The following is a 21,928-nucleotide window of genomic DNA, read 5'->3' on the forward strand; positions in this document are numbered from 1 at the left end:
TCTCTTTGAGCTAAGGCGAGGCAACGCCGTACTGGTTTTTGTTAATCCACTATATCAACAAAGGGCCGAACCGTTGTAGGTTCAGCCCTTTGCTTTCAGACGGCATCCGGTTGGGGTTTCAGTTGCCGGCAACCGTCATGCTTCCTATCAGGATAGAACCGATTTGGTTGGACGAACGGCGTAAGGCATCATCGGACACGCCGACGATGTTGCGGTACATATCTTGAAGGCGGCCGGCAACGGTAATTTCATGGACGGGGTAGGCAATGATGCCGTTTTCCACCCAAAAACCCGCCGCACCGCGCGAGTAGTCGCCGGTAATGGCGTTTACGCCTTGCCCCATGAGCTCGGTTACCAACAATCCTGTGCCCACTTCTTTCAGCAGGTCTGATTGCGTTTCGTGCGTATGGTTCAAATAAAGGTTGTGCGCGCCGCCGGCGTTGCCCGTGGTCTGCATACCGAGTTTTCTCGCGCTATAACTGCTGAGGAAATAGCTTTCGACAATGCCGTCGCGGATGATGAAACGCGGCCGCGTGGCGACGCCTTCGGAATCAAAATAGGTGCTGCCGAAGGCGCGGGGAATATGCGGCTCTTCGCGCAGGCTGAGGAAATCGGGCAGAATTTGCTTGCCTATGCTGTTAATCAGGAAGCTGCTTTGGCGGTAGAGTGCGCCGCCGGACAGTGCGCCGACGAGGTGTCCGATCAGACCTCCCGAAACGGTCGCATCGAATAGGACGGGGTAGTTTCCGGTCGGAATGCTGCGGCTGTTCAAACGACGTAAGGTACGTTCGGCGGCGGTTTGACCGATTTGCGCCGGGCTGTCCATGTCTTGATGGCGGCAGGAGGAATCGTACCAGTAGTCGCGCTGCATGCCGTTTTCGTCGGCGGCAACGACGCTGCATGAAATGCTGTGGCGCGTGCCTTGCTGGTGTGCGGCAAAACCGTGGGTGTTGCCGTAAACGTATTGGTAATGTCCGGTTTGTACCGCTGCCCCTTCGGAGTTTTCGATGCGTTCATCCTCGTTCAGGGCGGCTTGTTCGCATTGTTTTGCCAACTCGACGGCGGCTTCCGGGCTTAAATCCCATTCGTGGTAACGGTCGAGGTCGCCGACGTGTTGCGCCATAAGCGAAGCGTCTGCCAAACCTGCGCAATCGTCTTCGGCAGTGTAGCGGGCGATGTCGATGGCGGCTTTGACGGTGTCTTGCAGGGCTTTTTCGGAGAAGTCGGCAGTGCTGGCGCGGCCTTTGCGTTTGCCGACGTAAACGGTAATGTCCAGCGACTTGTCCTGCTGGAACTCGATTTGTTCGATTTCGCCCAGCCGTACGCTGACGCTTTGTCCCAATGATTCGCTGAAATCGGCTTCGGCGGCGGTTGCGCCTGTCGCTTTTGCCAAGTCGAGTGTGCGGCGGCAGAGGTCGAGGAGTTCGGAAGCGGTGTGGTTGAATAGCATAGAAATCTTTCTTGGTGGAGCGTTGCGGCATTTTAACCGTTTCGGGCGGCAGGGGCAAAAGCGCGCCGTTTGCAGGGCGTGCGGTGCAAAATGCCGTCTGAACGCGGCGGCATTCTGTTAAAATGCGCTATTGAAAAAAATTCGAGAATCAAGATGTTTGAACAAGAAGATGAATGGGTCAGCAAAACCCAAATGAAAAAGCAGATGAACGATTTGCAGGATTTGGGTATGGCGTTGACCAAGCTCTCAAACGATACGCTGAAAAAAATCGGTTTGGATGCGGATTTGTACGAGGCGGTAACCGCCTATAAAAAAATCACGTCCAACGGCGCGCTCAAGCGGCAGGCGCAATTTATCGGCAGGCTGATGCGCGATACCGATCCCGCACCCATCGAGGCGTTTCTTGCCAAGCTGCGCGGCGACGATGCGGCGCACAATGCCTTTTTGCAACGTGTGGAACAGGCGCGCGTACGGCTGTTGGCAGACGACGGAGCGTTGACGCAGTTTATGTCGGATTTTCCGCATGCGGACGCGGGCAAGCTGAGGACGCTCATCCGCAATACCAAAAAAGAACAGGAACAGAACAAACTGCCGAAAAATTTCCGCGCCCTGTTTCAAGAATTGAAAACCGTTATGGAAAGCCAAGGCGGAATAGGGGAAGCTTAGGCATATTTTCAGACGGCATCCGCCGTTATTTAGATTGGAGGATAAAATGTTGTTCCGTAAAACGACCGCCGCCGTTTTGGCGGCAACCTTGATGCTGAACGGCTGTACGTTTATGTTGTGGGGCATGAACGACCCGTTCATCCAAACGACCGACCGCAAACACGTTGACAAGGACCAAATCCGCGCCTTCGGTGTGGTTGCCAAAGACAATGCCCAATTGGAAAAGGGCAGCCTGGTGATGATGGGCGGGAAATACTGGTTCGTCGTCAATCCCGAAGATTCGGCGAAGCTGACGGGCATTTTGAAGGCAGGGCTGGACAAGCCCTTCCAAATAGTTGAGGATACCCCGAGCTATGCTCGCCACCAAGCCCTGCCGGTCAAACTCGAATCGCCCGGCAGCCAGAATTTCAGTACCGACGGCCTTTGCCTGCGCTACGATACCGACAGGCCTGACGACATCGCCAAGCTGAAACAGCTTGAGTTTAAAGCGGTCAAACTCGACAAACAGACTATTTACACGCGCTGCGTATCCACCAAAGGCAAATACTACGCCACACCGCAAAAACTGAACGCCGATTACCATTTTGAGCAAAGTGTGCCTGTCGAGATTTATTATATGGTTGAGGGAAAATATACCGATAAACTCAAGCTGTTTGGAAATATTTTATATACGCCCCCCTTACTGATACTGGATGCGGCGGGCGCGGTGCTGGCCTTGCCTATCGCGGCGTTGATTGCAGCCTCGAATTCCTCAGACAAATGAACGGTAATGCCGTCTGAAAAGCCTTCAGACGGCATTTCAAGCACACCCGCACTGTAAAACCCCGCGCTATGTCCGTCAAAATCCAAACCCGATCCGTCAATACCGACGTTTTTAATCATTTGCTCGCCGCCGGCGCCGATCCTTTAATCGCCCGGCTTTGTGCCTCGCGCGGTGTGCAAAGTCCTGCCGAATTGGACGACAAGCTTGCTGCGCTTTTGCCGTATCAAACGTTGACAAACTGCGAAGCCGCCGCCGGCCGTTTGGCGGATGCGGTTGAGCGTCAGGAAAAAATCTTGATTGTCGCCGACTACGATGCCGACGGCGCGACGGCGTGTTCCGTCGGTATGAGCGGTTTGGCGGCGATGGGGGCTAAAGTGGATTTCCTCGTACCCAACCGCTTTGAACACGGCTACGGCTTAACGCCCGAGCTGACTGAAATTGCGGCAGAGCAAGGTGTGGATTTGCTGATTACGGTCGATAACGGTATCGCCAGCATCGCAGGCGTGGCGCGTGCGCAGGAATTGGGTTTGGATGTGATTGTAACCGACCACCATCTGCCTGCCGAGACCGTGCCAGACTGCATCATCGTCAATCCGAACCAAAAAGGCTGCGGTTTCCAAAGCAAAAGCTTGGCGGGCGTGGGCGTGATTTTTTATGTACTGATGGCTTTGCGTGCCGAACTGCGCCGCCGCAATTATTTTTCAGACGGCCTAAAAGAGCCGAATCTGGGCGACCTTTTGGATTTGGTCGCACTCGGTACCGTTGCCGACGTCGTCTCCCTCGATCACAACAACCGTATCCTCGTGTCGCAAGGTTTGAAACGGATGCGTTCGGGCAAAATGCGCCCCGGTATCCGCGCCTTGTTTGAAGTGGCGCGACGGGATTGGCGCAAGGCTCAGCCGTTTGATATGGGCTTTGCGTTGGGGCCGCGCATCAATGCCGCCGGACGGTTGGACGATATGTCGGTCGGCATTGCCTGTCTGTTGGCGCGAGATGATGCCGAAGCGCAGGAACTGGCGGCTCAGTTAAACAACCTCAATATCGAGCGCCGCGAAATCGAGCAGTCTATGCTGCAAGACGCGCTGAATGCTTTTCCTGAAACCCTGCCTCCAGGTCAGACGACTTTGGTGGCGTATCGCGACGACTTCCATCAAGGCGTGGTCGGCATCGTTGCCAGCCGCCTCAAAGACCGTTTTTATCGTCCGACCATCGTGTTTGCGCCTGCCGACAACGGCGAAGTGCGCGGTTCGGGACGCTCCATTCCCAACCTGCACCTGCGCGATGCTTTGGACTTGGTGTCCAAACGCCATCCCGATTTGATTTTGAAATTCGGCGGACACGCGATGGCGGCGGGTTTGAGCATACTCGAACACAATATCCCCGCGTTTCAGACGGCCTTTGAAGAAGCCGTGCGCGAGATGGTGTGCGAAGACGATTTGTCGCAAACCTTCATCACCGACGGAAGCCTGCCTGCACACGACATCACGTTGGAACAGGCGCAAAACCTCGCCCGCCACGTTTGGGGGCAGGGCTTCGCGCCGCCGAGCTTTACCGACGAGTTCCACGTCGTCCGCCAGCAGCCTTTGGGCACGGAGGGCAAACACAAAAAAGCGTGGCTGCAAAAAGACGGCTGCGAATTTGAAGCGATGTTCTGGCGGTGCAGCGGAGACATCCCCGAATACATCCGCACGGTTTACCGCCCCGTTGCCAACGAATGGCGCAACAATCTCGAATTGCAGCTGTATATCGATTACTGGGAAGCGGCGTAGAGGCGGCGGAACGCCGTTTGAATGTGATTTCTGTTCCTTCATCGTATTTCCTTTTCGGTTGAAACCCCACCCTTTAGGGCGGTAGAATCAGACCTTATTTGGGAGGGGCGTAACCCCTTCCAAATCAGGGCAACACATAGGGCGGTGCTTTATGTGTCGTCCTGTGTGTTGAAACATTTGCCTGTTTGTACGACGGGAATGTTCCCAATCGGAGAAGGCGCATCAAATTTCAGACTCTGCCACAAAAGCAGGGTCTGATTTTTTTGGAGGGCAATCTGTTATAATGACGCGTTGCCGCCGCGAGGGCGGCGTGATTCGGACGGCGTAGTTTCTACGCCTTTTGTTTATGGTTACGGCATCTTGCAAACCTGCGCCCGATGCCGTCTGAACACGGTTGCCCGTGGAGATGCCGCTCTTCGGGTCAGAATATTTATGCTGAAAAAATGGTTGAATAAGATGCTGCCTTCCGGTCGGAGCAGTAAAAAAGCGGAAAGTAAAACGGTCATTCCTGCCGAAAGACACAACATCCGTGCCGAAATGTTGAGCTTTGCCGCCGAAAACGTCATACGCCGCCTGAAAGGGGCAGGGTTTCAGGCTTATGTGGTCGGTGGCGCGGTCAGGGACCTGCTGCTCGGCATCGAACCCAAGGATTTCGATGTCGCAACCGATGCCACGCCCGAACAGGTGCACAAACTCTTCCGCCGCAGCCGCATCATCGGCAGGCGTTTTCAAATCGTCCACGTTATGAACGGCGCGGAAACCATAGAGGTAACGACTTTCCGGGGCGGTGCGAAGGTTCATCAGAACGCGCGCGGCAGAATCATGAAGGACAACACCTACGGCAGCATCGAAGAAGATGCGATGCGGCGCGATTTTACCTGCAATGCCTTGTATTACAATCCTGAAAAAGAAGAAATTTTGGATTTCCACAACGGAATTGCCGATGTTGCCGCCCGCAGGCTGGTGATGATTGGCGATGCCGCCGAACGCTATCGGGAAGACCCTGTCAGGATTTTGCGCGCCATCCGCCTGTCGGGCAAATTGGGCTTTGAGCTGTCGGAGGAAACCGCCGCACCGATTGCCGAATCGATATGCCGTCTGAAGCACGAACCTGTGGCAAGGCTGTTCGACGAAATCATGAAACTGCTGTTTTCAGGGCACGCGCGCGAGTGTCTGAAACGTTTGAACGGATTTGACATACCGGACGACATCCATCCGCTGCTCAATGCCTTGCGCGTTTCAGACGGCATCGCCGGAAAAATGACGGTGCTTGCCTTGAAAAATACCGATGAGCGGCTGCGTGCCGACAAATCGGTTTCGGTCGGTTTCGTACTGGCGGCCCTGATGTGGCCCGAGTTGGAACGCCATTGGAAAAGCAATCTGCAACAGGGTTTGAAACCCGTGCCCGCCCTGTCCGATGCAATCAATACGATGCGCGAAACCGTCGAACGCGGTTGGGGCGTGCCGCAACGCTTTTCCGCCACGATGCGCGAAATTTGGATGTTCCAGCCGCAGTTTGAAAACCGCAAAGGCGCAAGGCCGCACAAACTGTTTGCCCAAACGCGTTTCCGTGCCGCCTATGATTTCCTGCTTTTGCGCGCCGAAACCGGCAATGCGGACCGCGCCCTTGCCGAGTGGTGGACGGCGTTTCAGACGGCATCGCAGGAACAGCGGGCCGATATGACCAAAAACGAGGCCGCCGCCCGGCACGAAAAAAACGAAGGACAGGAGAAAAAACGCCGCCGTCGCAGGCGCAAACTCAAGCCGAAGGTTGTGGGAACGGATTGGGAATAACGGTCAACAGACAAGGAGCAATGAAGTTTTAACACATGGGGTGAAGCATAAAGTGCCGTTCTATGTATTATCCTGATTTGTAAGGGGCCTCATCTCCGTAAATAAAGTCTGACCCTGCCTCTCGGAAAAAGGATGTCCGGGTGGGCAGGGTTCAAGCAACAAGGAAAAATTGATGAAAAAATGTATTTTGGGCATTTTGACCGCGTGTGCCGCCATGCCCGCATTTGCCGACAGAATCAGCGATTTGGAAGCACGTCTGGCGCAGTTGGAACACCGTGTCGCCGTATTGGAAAGCGGCGGCAATACCGTCAAAATCGACCTTTTCGGTTCAAATTCCACCATGTATGTATGCAGCGTTACGCCTTTTCAAAAGACGTTTGAGGCAAGCGACCGGAATGAAGGCGTGGCGCGGCAGAAAGTGCGTCAGGCGTGCAACCGCGAAACTTCGGCAATGTTTTGCGAAGATGAGGCAATCCGATGCAGAAAATTCGATTGATGTATCGGTTGGAGGGATAAAGAAACGGATACGGAGCTTGGCTTCCGTATCCGTTTTTCTCTGCCCGATTTTCCATGCATCGGGTTTCAGACGGCATTGGAATGTCAGTCGTGTTCTGCCGATTCGTAGGCTTCGACGATTTTTTGCACTAAAGGATGCCGGACGACGTCTTCACTGGTAAAGGTGTGGAAATACAGGCCTTCTACATCGTGCAGTTTCTCACGTGCGTCTTTCAATCCTGATTTGATGTTTTTGGGCAGGTCAATCTGGCTGATGTCGCCGGTGATGACGGCTTTCGCACCAAATCCGATGCGGGTCAGGAACATTTTCATTTGTTCGGGCGTGGTATTTTGTGCCTCGTCGAGGATGATGTATGCGCTGTTGAGCGTCCTGCCGCGCATATAGGCGAGCGGGGCAATCTCAATTAGACCTTTTTCAATCAGCTTGGTTACACGGTCGAAGCCCATCAGGTCATAGAGGGCATCATAAAGCGGACGAAGGTAGGGATCGACTTTCTGGGTCAGGTCACCGGGCAGAAAACCCAGTTTCTCACCGGCTTCGACGGCAGGCCGGACTAAAACGATGCGTTCGATTTGGTGTTTTTCCATTGCGTCAACGGCGGCGGCAACGGCAAGATAGGTTTTGCCCGTGCCTGCGGGCCCCAGCCCGAATACGATGTCGTGGTTGAGCAGGGCGCGGATATAGCCGTTTTGTCTGGGTGTCCTGCCGCCGATGCTGCCGCGTTTGGTGCGGAAATAATAGGCGTGGTCATGGTTTTTTTCTTGATGACCGGCATCTTCGGTTTGGGCTTCGACGGCGGCAAGCCTGATGTCGCCGTCGTTTAGGTCGCGCGTCTGCGCCGTTTCCAAGAGTTTGAGCAGTGCGCGTTTGCCGGCGTGTGCAAATGCGCCGTTGAAAGTGAAATGTTCAAAACGGCGGCTGATGTGGATATCGAGTGCTTTAGCAAGTAAATCAAGGTTGTTGTCAAAAGAACCGCACAGACGCTGCAACGCCAAGTTGTCGGTTTCTTCTAAATGCAGGTGGACGGTATGTGTCATATGAAGGTCCGAATAGTTGGATATTGTGTGATTTTAATCTATTTCACCGGTATTTTCTTACCGTATTCTGCGATTGCCTGTCGGAAAATGCCGATCAACCTGCCTATAACGGCATTTTCGCCAAATTCGTTCAGACAGTTTTCCCTAAGTTGGGCAGGTTCAAAATCAGAGTGGTATTCATACATTTTGATGAGTGCGTCGGCAAGGGCATCGTCGTCGTCAACAGGAACCAAATATCCGTTGCCGTCTGAAACAATAGATTCCGCACCACCGCAGCGTGTTGCAATGACGGGTAATCCTTGGGACAGTGCTTCGATATAGACCACGCCGAAGGTTTCTGTGCGGCTGGCAAGGACGAATGCGTCGCTGTTTCTCATCAAATCCAAGACTGCTTCGGGTTGCAGTGCGCCTAAAAATGTAACGGCATGGGTAATTCCCAACTGACGTGCCTGCCGTTTCAGGTTTGTTTCTTCTTGTCCGCTGCCGCCGATATTCAAACGGAGGTTGGGGTGTTTTGCCAAAGCACGGGCAAAGGCAGTGAGCAGGACATCGTGTCCTTTGAGGCGGCGAAGGTGCGAGACGGTGCAGAAGGTAAAATATTTGTCCGGACGATTGATTTGCGGGGGATTGAAGGCTCGGGTAAAGATGTTACCCAGAATGTTAGGCAGATATTGCCATGTAGTGCCGTATTTATGTTGCAGGACTTGGGCGAAACGGCGGCTGACAGCGAGCAGTGCGGAGGCGTGTGCCGCCGCATTTTTCATAGGCTGCCATTGGTGCGGGCGCACCAAACCGCGCGTAATGGTGCTGCTGTGTTCCGTGACGACATAGGGGATGCCGTATTTTTGGGAAATCTTGAAGGCAAGTATGCCGGCATAGTTCATACAGTGGGCATGGATGATGTCGGGAATGCCGTTTTCCCCGATATAGCACTCAAAGGCCTTTAATCCTGCCCGCACCCAGCGGATGCGGTCGATGTCGATGAACGGAAAACGGGGGAAGAAATACATGCTGCGCCATGTATAGATGTCCAAACCTTTTTGCCGGTATTGGGCAAAACCGTAAGGGCCGGTCAGGATGCTTGCCGGTTCTTTGCGCAAGTAGCGGAACATCGGTGCAAGCACGGCGGTTTTGATGCCTTTGCGTTGGAGGGCCTGTGCTTGATTTTGGAAAAAAATCCCGTCCACATCCTGTTCGGATTGCGGATACCATGAGGGGATGACGAGGACGTGCAAGGGTTCGGACATAATATGATTCCGTATCGGAAAGACGGTTATTATAAGGCAGGCCGATCGAATATTAAATTGTTGCCTTACGCTAACGCAATTTAGCGTACCTATATGCTAGATTGGCGGTTTTATAAGTAAGGATACGGATATGCTGCGTTCTATTTTGGCGGCTTCCCTATTGGCGGTATCTTTTCCGGCAGCGGCTGAAGCATTGAATTACAATATTGTCGAATTTTCCGAATCGGCGGGTATCGAGGTGGCTCAGGATACAATGTCCGCGCGTTTCCAGGTGGCGGCAGAAGGACGGGACAAAAATGCCGTCAATGCCGAGTTTGTTAAAAAATTCAACAGTTTTAACAGAAAATCAAAAAATGGTAGCTTTAAAACCGAATTGGTATCGCGCAGTGCGATGCCGCGCTATCAATATACCAACGGCAGACGCATTCAAACAGGCTGGGAGGAGCGTGCGGAATTTAAGGTCGAAGGTAGGGATTTTGATGAGTTAAACCGTTTTATTGCCGATATTCAGGCAGATGCCGCATTGGAATATACGGATTTCCATGTGTCGCGTGAACGCCGAAACGAGGTCATCAATCAGGTCAGTAAAGATGCTATTTTGCGTTTCAAGGCGCGTGCCGACAAGTTGTCGGGCATATTGGGTACGTCCGGTTATAAAATCGTCAAATTAAATTTGGGACACATCGGCAGCCATATCGCGGGTGGAGGAGCTGCTCAGGCAAGAATGCTTCGTGCCATGCCGATGGCAGCAAGCTACGGCGTGGAGGGTACGGATTCCGTTGCACCTGGTGTGGAGGAAATCAGCATCAGTGTCAATGGAACGGTTCAGTTCTAACCACGGATAAACAGGTAAATGCCGTCTGAAACCGGATGATACGGTTCAGACGGCATTTATATTTTAGGCTTTAGGCAGGGTAACGCCGGTTTGCCCCATATATTTGCCGTTGCGGTCTTTGTATGAAGTTTCGCACACTTCGTCGCTCTCGAAAAACAGGACTTGCGCCACGCCTTCGCCTGCGTAGATTTTGGCGGGCAGGGGGGTGGTGTTGGAAAACTCGAGGGTAACGTAGCCTTCCCATTCCGGTTCGAACGGGGTAACGTTGACGATGATGCCGCAGCGGGCGTAGGTGGATTTGCCCAAGCAGACGGTCAGGACGTTGCGCGGGATGCGGAAATATTCGACCGTGCGTGCCAGTGCGAAGGAATTGGGCGGGATGATGCAGCAGTCGTCTTCGACGGTAACGAAGTTTTTGGGATCGAAGTTTTTGGGATCGACGATGGTGCTGTTGATGTTGGTAAAAATTTTAAATTCATTGGCGCAGCGGATGTCGTAGCCGTAGCTGGACGTGCCGTAGGAGATGATGCGTTTGCCGTCGGCTTCTTTGATTTGGTTCGGCTCGAAGGGGTCGATCATGCCGAATTCTTCGCTCATGCGGCGTATCCATTTGTCGGACTTGATGCTCATAATGTTTTCCTTGTTTCTTTTGATGTTCGGACAAAGCATTCGGGGATGCCGTCTGAAAACGGGGCTTATTTGTTTTTGGGCAGTTTCACTTCTTTAATCATGCCGTTTTCGCATTTCATAATGAAGAGGGTTTCGCCGTTTTGCGAGACGGTAAATCTGCCGTGTGCCAAGCCTTTTTTGAATGTGCCCGAGAGTACCATGTTGCGGAATTTGGTACTGTCGGAATTGAACGGTTCGATAAATATTTCGCGGTTGGCGGCAACGGTATAAACGCCTTGTCCGTCGAACTTGCCGTTTTTAAACGAACCGGTATAGTTGCGCCCGTCTTGGCAGCGCCATGTGCCTTTGCCGGCGGGTTTACCGTCTTTGCCGACATCGCCGTCGTAGGTGCAGCCTGGTTCTTGATAGGAAGTCAGAACGGCGGCCGAAGTGGGGAGGGCGAACATCATGGCGGGCAGTAGGAATGCGAGATGTTTAAGCATAAGGGTTATTCCATTGGATTTTGGTTGACGGTATTTTGTCGTGTAAAAGCCGTCTGAAAAATCAATCTTGCCAGCCGCCCAAATAGGAAACCAGCTCTTCCAACATGGTGCTGACGGATTCCGCCATCAGGATTTGCGAGGCGAAGGCAAGACTGGCGGCATCGTCACCGTTGCTTTCGGCTTCTTCCTGCAATACGTCGAGGTATTGGATGCGCTTGAGTGTGAAGTCTTGAGTGAGGATAAAGGCGATTTGTTCGCGCCAAACCAAACCGAGCTGGGTTACGGTTTTACCGTTTTTGACGTGTTGAACCACTTCGTCGGCGGTTAAATCTTGTTTGGATACTTTGACGACGGGAACAATATCGCCCGTACCTTTGAGTTCGCAATCGCTGTCTAATTCAAAACCGCCTTCGCAATGCCCTTGCAACAGCCAGCCGGTCATCAGGGAAGAGGGCGATTGTTTGGTATTCGGCAGCGAGGCTTCCAAACCTCCCAAAGCTTCGCGCAGCTTGGTCAGGATGTTTTCTGCTTTGGCGGAAGCCGCGTTATTGACGAGCAGGTAGCCGTGGCGAGTGTTAAACACCGCTTCTGTACGGCTGCTGCGGGTAAACGCTCGGGGCAGCAGGTCGTCTGTAATTTGCTCTTTAAGCTCTTGTTTTTCTTTGCGACCGACATTGCGGGCTTCATTGTTTTGGATTTCCGCTACCTTCTCTTCCAAAATATCGCGGATGACGCCGGCAGGCAGGACTTTTTCCTCTTTTTTCAGGGCGACGCGCAAGGTAAAGTCGGCAGGGAAAACGAGTTCCGGTGAGAATGAAACCGGTGCGGTAAAGCCTTCGCTGAACCAGTCTAAGCCTTGGCAATGGGTAAATTCAGCTTCGGCAAGTTTGTCGGCAAGTACGTCCGCCTCAGGCAGCTTTTCTTTGTTGAGCGGATAAAAACTAATCTGCTTGAACCACATAATGTTTCCTGTTGTTTGAAATGTTGGGAATTATTTGCTGAATTGTTTTTTCACGCTGACTTTGGTTTTCTTCTTGAAGCGGTTTTTCTCTTCCTTGCGGCCTTCGCGTTTCTCAATACGGTTGCTCAGGCTGACGCGGCGCAGCGGTTTTTTCTTCGGTTTGTCTTCCGCATTTTCATACGGGTTTTCCGAAACATTGTATTGAATTCTGAGCGGCGTGCCTTGCAGGTTGAAGGCTTTACGGAACGTTTGGGTCAGATAGCGCGTATAGCTGTCGGAAATCGCGTGCAGCGAATTGCCGTGAACCACAATCACTGGCGGATTCATGCCGCCTTGGTGGGCATAACGCATTTTCGGACGCACCAAGCCAGCACGCGGCGGTTGCTGACGCTCGATCGCGCTTTGCAGGACGCGCGTGATTTTCGGCGTCGGCATCTTAATCATTGCCGCGTTGTAGGCAGCCTGAATGCTGTCGAACAATCCGTCAATGCCGCGTTCTTTCAATGCGGAAATAAAGTGAAACTTAGCAAAATCAAGGAAATACAGTTTGCGGTTGATATCACGTTTCACTTGCTCGCGCCGCTCTTCGCTGATGCCGTCCCATTTGTTGACGGCAACCACCAAGGCACGGCCTGCTTCCAAAGCGAAACCTGCAATCGTCGCATCTTGGTCGGCGACATCTTGTTGCGCGTCCAATACCAAGACGGCAACGTTTGCCGCTTCAACCGCCTGCATGGCTTTGATAACGGAGAACTTTTCCACCGCTTCATCTACTTTGCCGCGACGGCGCACGCCTGCGGTATCGATGATGGTAAATGGCTTGCTTTCACGTTCAAAATCGATATGAATACTGTCACGCGTCGTGCCTGCCATATCGAAAGCAATCACGCGCTCTTCGCCGAGGATGGCGTTTACCAAGGTCGATTTACCGACATTTGGACGGCCGATTACAGCAAAAACAGGATGTTTCGCTTCTTCCTCTTCCATTTCAGGCTCTGGGAAGGTTTCCAAAATATCTTCAATCAGATAATACACGCCATCGCCGTGCGCACCTGAGATAACATAAGGGTCGCCCAGGGCAAGTTCGTAGAACTCGGAGGCAAGTACGGCTCTATTGCCGCCCTCGCCTTTATTCACCGCCAAATAAACAGGGCGCGGACTTTGGCGCAAACGGTCGGCAATAATTTTGTCTTGCGGCGTCAAACCGGTACGGCCGTCCACTAAAAACACCACTGCATCGGCCTCATCAACAGCCTGCAAGGTTTGTTTTGCCATTTCGTGCAAAATGCCGCTGTCCACAACCGGCTCGAAACCGCCGGTATCGATGACCAAATAAGGTTTGCTGCCGACTTTGCCATGACCGTAATGGCGGTCTCGGGTCAGGCCGGGCAGGTCATGCACGAGCGCGTCTTTGGTGTGCGTCAAACGGTTGAACAAGGTGGATTTGCCGACGTTGGGGCGGCCGACAAGCGCGATGGTTGGTTTCATGATTGAGTCTTTCTGTGTCAAGTGCCGTTCGGTAGAACTGAACACGAGCAGGTGTCCGTTGGGACACGGTGGATGGTTTTACGGGAATTACCGTAGAATGGGGTTGTCTGAAATGCCGTCTGAAGAGAGAGCGGTATTTCAGACGGCATTTATTTCAGCGAATCGAGTTTCATTTGAAGCAACTCGCGGGCAACGGCGTTCGGCGGCAGTTGTTCCAAAGCCCGGGTATAGCTTTTGACGGCATCCTGATTTTTGCCTTGTGCGGCATAAACATCGCCTTTGGTTTCCATCAGCAGGGGGGCGAAGTCCGCCTCAACCGGCGTGTCGAGTGCGGCAAGCGCGGCATCGTATTTTTTTTGTTGCAACAACACAACGCCCAGACGCTGCGCCGCCAACGCCTGAATCAGGCTGTCTTTTTGGTTGGACAACACCCATTTCAAATGGCCTTCGGCAACATCGTAACGCTGCGCGTCAAATTCGGTTGCTGCCGCCATCAGCGTGGCTTGGGCGGCGGAAATGGAATGGGGGTAGCTTTGTTGGAGCTTGGCCAATTCGGCATTGATTTCGCTTTGCGGGGCTTTGTTTTGCGCCTTTTCTACGATGTTTGCCAGCACCGCCGCAGCTTCCTGATTTTGGGAAGCCGCACGGTTTTGGTAAACCGTGTATCCCAAGTAGCCGAGCGCCGCCAAAATCAGCACGGCAAACAGCCATTTGCCCGTGGTTTTCCAAAAATATTTAAAGTTGTCTAACTCTTGTTGTTCTTCGAGATGGGCTGCCATTTATGCGTTCTTCCATTGTTGTAAAGTATGGGTTAAATCCTCGGCGGCGACAGTTTGCTGACCGTGTGCGCCGTTCATGTCTTTGAGCGTAACCGTACCGTTCGCCAGTTCGTCTTGCGCGACAATTAGGGCAAAGCGCGCGCCGCTGTTGTCGGCTTTTTTCATTTGCGCTTTCAGGCTTTGATAGCCGGAATGCTGCATTACATTGAAACCTTGAGCGCGCAAGGCTTGTGCGTATTTCATCACCTGCAAGTCCGCCCCTTCGCCTTGGTGCATTGCATAGACATCAGGCGCAGCGTTCACTTCCAGAGAGCCGTATTCGCTCACCAAAAGCAGCAGCCGTTCGATGCCCATTGCAAAGCCGATAGACGGCGCAGGCTTACCGCCAAGTTCCTCAATCAAACCATCGTAACGGCCGCCGCCGCACACAGTCGCCTGCGCGCCGAGTTTGTCGGTCGTCCACTCAAAAACCGTCTGATTGTAGTAATCCAAACCGCGTACCAAGCGCGGATTTTCAATATATTGGATACCCAAACCGTCCAACATCGCTTTGAAGCGTACATAGTGGTTTTGCGAATCCTCGCCCAAGTAATCCACCAAACGCGGCGCGGCATTGCAGATTTCCTGCAAATCAGGGTTTTTCGTATCCAAAACGCGCAAAGGATTGGTTTTCAGACGGCGTTTGCTGTCTTCATCCAATTTATCTTCATAAAGGGTCAGATATTCAACCAATGCCGCACGGTGTGCCGCGCGTTCCTCACGGTTGCCCAAGCTGTTGATTTCCAAAGTCAGGTATTTGCGGATACCCAATTTTTTCCATAAGTCGGCAGACATCGCGATGATTTCCGCATCAATATCCGGACCTTCAAAACCCAAAGCTTCGATACCGACCTGATGGAACTGACGATAACGGCCTTTTTGCGGACGCTCGCGGCGGAACATCGGCCCCATATACCACAGCTTTTGCGGGCTGTTGTACAGAAGGTTGTGTTCGACCACCGCACGCAGACAAGAAGCCGTACCTTCAGGACGCAGGCTTAAACTCAAAGAATCGTTTGAATCGGAAAAGGTGTACATTTCCTTGCCGACCACATCGGTTTCCTCACCGATGGAGCGGACAAACAAACCGGTTTGCTCGACAATCGGCGTACGGATTTGCTGATAGCCGTAAGCGCGTGTCCAGCGGCCGACCGTATCTTCAAACGCCTGCCAAAACGCAGCCGTCAGTTTGAAATCTTTTTGCTCGACAGGCAGAAGGTCGTTCATGCCTTTGACGGATTGGATTTTTTGTGCCATTTCAAGTAAGAATGCTTAAATCAAATTGCGGGCGATTATAGCGGATTTTTAAGGGTTTGTGAGGTTGGGAATAAGTCAAAAGGCCGTCTGAAAATCGGTTTTCGCATTCAGACGGCCTTCAATTTTAAACGGGTTTACCTTGCCGTTACCGTTTTGGTGGCGGTGATTTTTTCGTCGGCGTAACGCACCACATCTTTGATGACTTGTTTTTGCACGGCGGAAATCAGGGTTTGCATATAAGCGTAGTCAGGTCCGCCGTCTTTTACAGGTAAATTAATCATCAGATTATCTGCATCTTTGGCGTAGAAATTCCGTCCATAGTGGAACTCTCCCGTATATGCCGCCTTATGGATGGCGGAAGTAATGAACAACACCGCCATTTTTTCCAATTCATCGGTATGCACGACTGCTACATGGTCGTCTGCGCCGTATTCGTAATTACGGTATTTTGCCGAACCAAACATATCTATCGTAACCGTATTGGCTTTGAAACGGTACACCGGATTCCCGATAAAGGCGGAAATGCCCGTATCGGCTTCGCCAGCGGTAACAAACGGCAGGCTGCCTGAAACCCTGTCATCGCTTTTTAAGCGTTTGCCGCGTGTGGCTTTTCCGAACAAATCGTGCAGATTGAACCTTCCCCACTGCTGTTGCCCAAAGTCCGCCAATGTCCGCTCTTCTTCCGTCGTTAGCGTGTAGTCTTTCAGCCCTGCGGCTGAAAGGTAGGCTTCCAGCTCGGCGGTACGCCGAGCTTCCAGCTCGGCTACGAAATTTTCCATAAAGTCAAGGTTTATTTGACCGTTTTTGATGGGGAGATGAATTTTTGTTGAACGCATCTCCTTTCTGTTGAATTTCGCTCCATAATCGTATTTTTTGGCTGTAGCAATTCTGCTTGCCGTGATGATTATATGTGCAATCGCCCTGTTGAATCTTGTTATTTTAGGCTTGGGGACAAAATGTTGAATATGCGAATAACCGATAAAGTCCTTCTCTTGATAAAACATTGTATCCGCACCAATCGTTGTATCGGAACAAGTTATCGTATTGCCTTTATTATTTGCCGGCAGCTTGGAAAACCCCATTACTCCGTTATCCACGGAAGAATTTGAAACCAAAGGTACAGTACCATTTGCCGAAATAATTTCTTCATTACTCAGCCGATAATATTTTGTCGGATTGATTTCAAACAAATCCCCAATCAAAAATTCTCCCCACTCAACCGATTCCAACATCTCGGTCAAGCGGGCATCTACTTTCCCAGCGTGTCGTCCTGTCCGCTTCCACGTTTTAACAAGTTGGAAACTTCCCAAGCCAAATAATCGCTGACGGTTTTTTTGAAATCGTCCAGCGTCGGACGGGTGTCTATCGGGGCGGTTTGGTTCCAGTCTGCGCCGTTTTCCGGGTCGATGGTGCCTTCGTAGTATTCTTTCTCACTGAATATGTTGAGTTTCTTTTTGCCGAAACGCACCAGTTGCACCAGTTCTGCATAGCGTCCGCGCGCATTGCCCGTGTCTTTCAAATTGTTGCTGGCTTTTTTGCGGTTGGTGCGGGTGTAGCCGTCGTCTGAAAAGTCGATGAATTTGACAGTTTCGTCTTTTTCATGCGCCTCGCCTACTTTGAAGACGTAAATATTGGTCTGTACGCTGGATTTGCCGATAAATAAATCCAAAGGCATTTTGATACTGGCGAGCAGGGTATTGTTTTGCAGAATCCGCCTGTTGATTTCACGGGCTTTTCCTGAGCCTGCGGAATTTTGGATGATGATGGCGGCGTAGCCTTTTTTCATCATGCTGAGGGCGCGTTCGACAAAGTTCATGCCGTTGCCGCTGGCAGAATACGGGGGATTGAGGATAAAGGCATCAGCGGGGAACGGATGGTCGGTTTTACCGAAACCGTATTTGCCGTCAAAATCGGCCAGCGAGTCTTTGTTTAAGATATTGGAGCTACCATCGCCCATCAGAATCATATTCAAAATGGCAAGCATATAGACGCTGGAAAGCAACTCTAAACCCAAAAGCTGTTCGGCTTTGATTTGGGCTTCTTTTTCGCGCAGTTTTTCGGGCGAGCTGATGCTGTTTTTGGCATCTATCAGCATTTCGTTCATGGCGGCAACCAAAAGCCCGGCTGAGCCTGTGGCGAAGTCCCAAACATAGGAATCTTTATTAACACGGGCAAGTTTGGCGAGCAATGTAGCGACATAAGACGGGGTCAGCACCACGTCGTTGAGCTTATCTTGAGTAAAGCCCAGCCATGAGTACATTTCGTTAAAGAGCTTGCCGGTAAAATCGGTAGTCAGCCCGATTTTGTAGTAGATGCCCAAGTCATCGACAATTTTGGTAAAGACACGTTTTAATTGGGTTTCGCCGCTGTGAACTTTATTGATGTTTTCGGTTAGAAGGGTATTGGACAATGTGCGTAAAATCATCTCTTTCTTTTCTTTGGGTAGGGCTTTTTCTTCCAAGAAAGACTCGATTTTACGCATAAGGATGTCGCCGTCGCGCCAGCCGCGTTCGTTTGATGATTTGAGGTCGGATTTTTCCAGCGGCGCAACTTTTCCGGGTATGCCGATGGTGGCGATGATGGCGGCGGCAACGAGATAGACACGGTCGTTTTCGCCTAGGCCTTTTTCGTTTTGGTAGATGTCGTTGTTGAGCTTGGTCAGGCTGGCATCGATTTCTTTTTCACGCTTTTCTTTGAGCCTGTCCAATTCTTCGGGCGTTAGCGAGAGTTCTTCGACTTGGCTGATGAAATCTTCAAAGTGTTCTGCTGCTAGAAATGAAAAGTCATTAAAATCACCGACACGTTGCCCTACTCCTAAATTGCTTTTAGACACATAATACACGCCGATTTCATAACGAATTTCTCCCTGCTCGTCTTTGTAGCCCGTCATGCCGACGGCGATAATGTCGGTGTAACTGGTATGGTGCAGTACGGCATTGGCGTAATGTACCGCGCCGTTTACGGCATAGCCGTTGATGTTTTTGAAAATTGGCTCGTTTTTGGCATTGCGGTTTTCGACATTACCATCCGCATCGAGTTTTTCCAGTTTGTCTTTATAACCTTTATATTCGATAAGCACGGGGTAGTAACGCCCGTTTTTACTGCTTTGCAGCAATAGCTTCACATCGGGACGGTTTCCGCCAATGCCGCCGTTTTTGGAATAATAGTCGTCTAAGGCTTTGTCGATTTCAGTATTGAGGCTTGCTTGTTCAAGTCTGTAATCGAGCTTGTAGGATTTCAGCCAGCCGTTGGCAAGGTCAGCGATATTGGGTTCAATGGATTTGTTGGATTTTTTGCTTGCTCGGGTCATTGGTTTTATCCGACATATGAAATGTGTAAACGACCGCTATGATAATATACTCGCCCCTTTCATGCTTGATTTATTCCTCCCGAAGTCGTTTGAAAACCATACTCAAAACTTTCAAATAACCTTTGATTGGAATAGTTAATCTGTTTGCAATATCAAATCCGGAAAAAGTGTCGTTCCTATTCTTCCTGAGAAAATACAGTTTTCCTACTTTACAACAGGTTGTCCGTTATAAAAGATAGATTTCCACCTGCAACGAAAATGATGATAAAAAGTGCAATATCGCGTCTATGGCAATCATAAAGGCCGTCTGAAAAAAACTAAAAACCGAGTACAATCCTCCGTATGAAAAAACGCAATAATCCTCTTCCGCTGTTGAACGGAGTCAAACCCAGTTATTTAGTGCTGCCGCATGAAAAGCAGTTTTACGGGCTGCCGTTGCTGCATTTTCTGTGCATCCGCTTTCCTTTTGTGGGCGCGGACGATTGGCGCAGGCGGTTGAACAGCGGTTTTGTGGTCGGTTCGGATGGCGTACCGTTTGATGAGAATACTTTATTCGAGCCGGGTAAGACGATGTTTTATTATCGGGAAACCAGCAGTGAGGATGAGCCGCGTATTCCGTTTGAGGAAAAGATTTTACATATTGATGAACATTTGATTGTCGTGGACAAGCCGCATTTTCTGCCCGTCATCCCCAGCGGGCGTTTTTTGAGGGAAACGCTGCTCACACGTCTGCGCCTGCGTCCTGAATTGCAGCATTTGAATGTTGAAGACATTACGCCGCTGCACCGCTTGGACAAGGATACGGCGGGTGTGATGCTGCTGTCGCACAATCCTGCCACGCGCGGAGCCTATCAGACGATGTTTCAAAACAAAACGGTATGGAAAACGTATGAGGCACTTGCGCCGACAAGGACGGATTTGCTGTATCCGCTCGATGTGGTTTCGCGTTTGGTAAGGGGTGAAAAATTTTTTACGACGCAAGAGGCGGAAGGCGTGCCGAATGCGCACACGACGGTCGAACTGATTGAAAACAGGGGGGAATTCAGCCTTTACCGCCTTACGCCGCATACCGGCAAGAAACACCAGTTGCGCGTACACATGATGGGCTTGGGTATGCCGTTGTTGAATGACGCACTCTATCCCGTGCCGTCTGAAGCGGGAAGCGAGGATTATCGGAAGCCTTTGAAGTTATTGGCAAAAAGAATTGCGTTTGCAGATCCTTTGTCGGGTCGGGAAAGGGTGTTTTGCAGCGGGTTTTGCCTATAATGAGAGGGAACGCAAACCCGTATCGGCAGATGTCGCCGATACGGGTTTGATATTATCGATGCCGTCTGAAAGGGGCTTTATCCGTTCAGGCATACGGGCGCGAAGCGGAGGATGGTGTCGCGCAGGACGATGAGTTTGCCGTGAAAGAAATGCGTGGAACCAGCGATGGTAATGACGGGCAAATCTTGCGGTTCCGCCCATTTCAGGGATTTTTCGATTTCGACGACTTCGTCTTCCGCGCCGTGTATCATCAGCGTTTTGGCAACATTGGGAACGGCGGACGGCTCGGGGCGGCCGGTATAGTGGCAGACTGCCGCGCCGATGAGCAGCAATAAATCGGGTATGCGTTCTTGTGCGGCAAATGTGGCGACATAACCGCCGAAGGAGAAGCCGGATAAGGCAAATTCGGGGGCTTCGGGATGTTGGGCACGGGCATAGTCGATGACGGCGAGGCAGTCTTGCGTTTCGCCGCGTCCGTAATCGTGTGTGCCTTCGCTGCCGCCTACGCCGCGAAGGTTGGGCAGGTAGCAGTGGAAGCCGAGTTTGCTTAAGGCTTTGGCGGCAGTTTGGATAACTTTGTTGGTGTTCGTCCCGCCTTGGAGGGGGTTGGGATGATTGATGACGGCAACACCGCGCGCCGGTACTTGTTCGGACGGGATATGGATGGTTTCTAAAATGCCGACAGGACCGGGTATGTGTATGGTTTCGGGTTTCAGCATAATGGTTTCCTCTTGATTTTCCGCATATTCCGATGCAACCGTAAAGATAGTTGCTTAAAGGTGGAAATGCTTGCCGTTGTTGGGGTTGGATGCTTTCAGGCCGGCGAGCATACGGTGGAAGTCCAATCCGTATGCGTTGCTCAGTTTATCGGCACGTTTCTTGAGTTTGTCTATGTTTTGCTCTTTGGGGCTGCTTTGGAATGCCATTACCGCGACATTGCCGTGGCTTTCGGCAGGAAGTTCCAATACGCGCCCTTCAAAGACGTTTAACAGGCGTTCGATGAAGCGTTGGTAGCGTTTGTCGCCGCTCCACCAGTTGGTCACGAATATGCCGTCTGAAGAAAGCGCGTTGCGGCAGTCTCGGAAGAACGGTTCTTCAACCAGCGTATCGATGATTTGTTCGCCGTCGAATCCGTCCACCAAGATGATATCGGTGTTGTGGCGGAAGACTTTGATATATTCCGCACCGTCTGCTTCGATAATTTCAAATTTCTCGCCCTCGAAAGGCAACTCGAACAGGTTGCGGGCAATGGCGATGACCTGCGGGTTGATATCTACGGCAGTTTGGCGCGTGTCGGGCAGGTAGGTGTCTATCCAGCGTGCAAACGAACCGCCGCCCAAGCCGATTTGGGTGATATGCTGCGGAAGCGCGTCGGTAAACAGCAGCCATCCCATCATGGCACGGCTGTAAGAGAGTACCAGCTCGGACGGGTGGTCGAGGTTCATTGAGCTTTGGATGGTGTCGCTGCCCAAGTGAAGCGAACGGATATTGCCTTCTTCGGAAATGCCGACTTCGGGAAAGCTGGATTTTGCAGGACGGAGGCGGCGGTAGGGATGTCTTGCCATCGGTATGAACGGTCGGTTTGAAAGGCAGATATTTTATCAGAATGCCGATGCTTGTTCTGTTTCAAATTAATTT

20 protein-coding genes are annotated in these 21,928 nt (G+C 51.6%); 7 read left to right on the forward strand and 13 right to left on the reverse strand.

Annotation, left to right across the window (positions count from 1 at the left end; genetic code table 11):
- Window positions 1-118: 118 nt before the first annotated feature.
- Complete coding sequence (pmbA, locus tag KEM39_RS04710) at window positions 119-1,450, reverse strand: metalloprotease PmbA (protein ID WP_003754858.1); 1,332 nt, start codon at window positions 1,448-1,450, stop codon at window positions 119-121.
- Between the two features lie 153 nt (window positions 1,451-1,603).
- Between pmbA and yjgA the strand changes: the two genes are divergently transcribed.
- The 5 genes from yjgA (at window position 1,604) to KEM39_RS04735 (ending at window position 6,938) form a co-directional block, all read left to right on the forward strand.
- A complete protein-coding gene (gene yjgA / locus KEM39_RS04715) occupies window positions 1,604-2,116 on the forward strand; it encodes a ribosome biogenesis factor YjgA (RefSeq protein ID WP_240002744.1) in 513 nt (170 codons plus the stop codon).
- A gap of 46 nt (window positions 2,117-2,162) precedes the next feature.
- Entirely contained in the window at window positions 2,163-2,879 is a 717-nt protein-coding gene (locus KEM39_RS04720; RefSeq protein ID WP_003754862.1) for a hypothetical protein, read from the forward strand.
- Window positions 2,880-2,947: 68 nt separating this feature from the next.
- The gene (gene recJ, locus KEM39_RS04725; RefSeq protein ID WP_118997445.1) at window positions 2,948-4,648 is read left to right on the forward strand and encodes a single-stranded-DNA-specific exonuclease RecJ; all 1,701 of its coding nucleotides are present in this window, start codon (window positions 2,948-2,950) and stop codon (window positions 4,646-4,648) included.
- Window positions 4,649-5,080: 432 nt separating this feature from the next.
- The gene (locus KEM39_RS04730; RefSeq protein WP_118997444.1) at window positions 5,081-6,442 is read left to right on the forward strand and encodes a polynucleotide adenylyltransferase PcnB; all 1,362 of its coding nucleotides are present in this window, start codon (window positions 5,081-5,083) and stop codon (window positions 6,440-6,442) included.
- A 172-nt stretch (window positions 6,443-6,614) separates the two neighbouring features.
- Window positions 6,615-6,938: a hypothetical protein gene (locus KEM39_RS04735; protein ID WP_002232218.1), complete on the forward strand. Its 324-nt coding sequence runs from the start codon at window positions 6,615-6,617 to the stop codon at window positions 6,936-6,938.
- A 104-nt stretch (window positions 6,939-7,042) separates the two neighbouring features.
- On the opposite strand, the gene KEM39_RS04740 is transcribed toward KEM39_RS04735, so the two are convergent.
- Window positions 7,043-7,996 carry a PhoH family protein gene (locus KEM39_RS04740; protein ID WP_118997443.1) on the reverse strand — a complete coding sequence of 318 codons (954 nt, stop codon included), beginning with the start codon at window positions 7,994-7,996 and terminating at the stop codon, window positions 7,043-7,045.
- 38 nt (window positions 7,997-8,034) lie between these two features.
- Window positions 8,035-9,231, reverse strand: coding sequence for a glycosyltransferase (locus KEM39_RS04745; RefSeq protein ID WP_118997553.1), 1,197 nt, complete (start codon window positions 9,229-9,231; stop codon window positions 8,035-8,037).
- A 142-nt stretch (window positions 9,232-9,373) separates the two neighbouring features.
- Here KEM39_RS04745 and KEM39_RS04750 point away from each other — a divergent pair, with 142 nt between their 5' ends.
- Entirely contained in the window at window positions 9,374-10,078 is a 705-nt protein-coding gene (locus KEM39_RS04750; protein ID WP_118997442.1) for an SIMPL domain-containing protein, read from the forward strand.
- Between the two features lie 63 nt (window positions 10,079-10,141).
- On the opposite strand, the gene dcd is transcribed toward KEM39_RS04750, so the two are convergent.
- From dcd to KEM39_RS04790, 8 genes are all read right to left on the reverse strand, one after another.
- Entirely contained in the window at window positions 10,142-10,708 is a 567-nt protein-coding gene (gene dcd, locus KEM39_RS04755) for a dCTP deaminase (protein WP_002222688.1), read from the reverse strand.
- Window positions 10,709-10,773: 65 nt separating this feature from the next.
- Window positions 10,774-11,190 (reverse strand): MORN repeat-containing protein, encoded by a 417-nt coding sequence (locus tag KEM39_RS04760; RefSeq protein WP_096100381.1) that lies wholly within the window; start codon window positions 11,188-11,190, stop codon window positions 10,774-10,776.
- 61 nt (window positions 11,191-11,251) lie between these two features.
- On the reverse strand, window positions 11,252-12,151 hold the full coding sequence (locus KEM39_RS04765) for a recombination-associated protein RdgC (protein WP_061374937.1): 900 nt from the start codon (window positions 12,149-12,151) through the stop codon (window positions 11,252-11,254).
- A 30-nt stretch (window positions 12,152-12,181) separates the two neighbouring features.
- Window positions 12,182-13,639, reverse strand: coding sequence for a ribosome biogenesis GTPase Der (der, locus tag KEM39_RS04770; protein WP_211709665.1), 1,458 nt, complete (start codon window positions 13,637-13,639; stop codon window positions 12,182-12,184).
- A gap of 149 nt (window positions 13,640-13,788) precedes the next feature.
- Window positions 13,789-14,418: a YfgM family protein gene (locus KEM39_RS04775; protein WP_118996979.1), complete on the reverse strand. Its 630-nt coding sequence runs from the start codon at window positions 14,416-14,418 to the stop codon at window positions 13,789-13,791.
- Window positions 14,419-15,714 carry a histidine--tRNA ligase gene (hisS, locus tag KEM39_RS04780; RefSeq protein WP_118996978.1) on the reverse strand — a complete coding sequence of 432 codons (1,296 nt, stop codon included), beginning with the start codon at window positions 15,712-15,714 and terminating at the stop codon, window positions 14,419-14,421.
- 134 nt (window positions 15,715-15,848) lie between these two features.
- Window positions 15,849-16,946: a restriction endonuclease subunit S gene (locus KEM39_RS11845; RefSeq protein ID WP_118996977.1), complete on the reverse strand. Its 1,098-nt coding sequence runs from the start codon at window positions 16,944-16,946 to the stop codon at window positions 15,849-15,851.
- A gap of 17 nt (window positions 16,947-16,963) precedes the next feature.
- On the reverse strand, window positions 16,964-19,024 hold the full coding sequence (locus KEM39_RS04790) for an N-6 DNA methylase (RefSeq protein WP_118996976.1): 2,061 nt from the start codon (window positions 19,022-19,024) through the stop codon (window positions 16,964-16,966).
- A 342-nt stretch (window positions 19,025-19,366) separates the two neighbouring features.
- On the opposite strand from KEM39_RS04790, the gene KEM39_RS04795 reads away from it, so the two are divergent.
- Window positions 19,367-20,290: an RluA family pseudouridine synthase gene (locus KEM39_RS04795; protein ID WP_118996975.1), complete on the forward strand. Its 924-nt coding sequence runs from the start codon at window positions 19,367-19,369 to the stop codon at window positions 20,288-20,290.
- Between the two features lie 77 nt (window positions 20,291-20,367).
- Here the strand turns inward: KEM39_RS04795 and KEM39_RS04800 are convergent, their stop codons facing one another.
- Complete coding sequence (locus KEM39_RS04800; protein WP_118996974.1) at window positions 20,368-21,009, reverse strand: alpha/beta hydrolase; 642 nt, start codon at window positions 21,007-21,009, stop codon at window positions 20,368-20,370.
- Window positions 21,010-21,063: 54 nt separating this feature from the next.
- The gene (locus KEM39_RS04805; protein ID WP_118996973.1) at window positions 21,064-21,855 is read right to left on the reverse strand and encodes a polyamine aminopropyltransferase; all 792 of its coding nucleotides are present in this window, start codon (window positions 21,853-21,855) and stop codon (window positions 21,064-21,066) included.
- Window positions 21,856-21,928 lie beyond the last annotated feature (73 nt).

It is taken from the genome of Neisseria sp. Marseille-Q1983 (assembly GCF_018224585.1).
Lineage (GTDB): Bacteria > Pseudomonadota > Gammaproteobacteria > Burkholderiales > Neisseriaceae > Neisseria > Neisseria polysaccharea.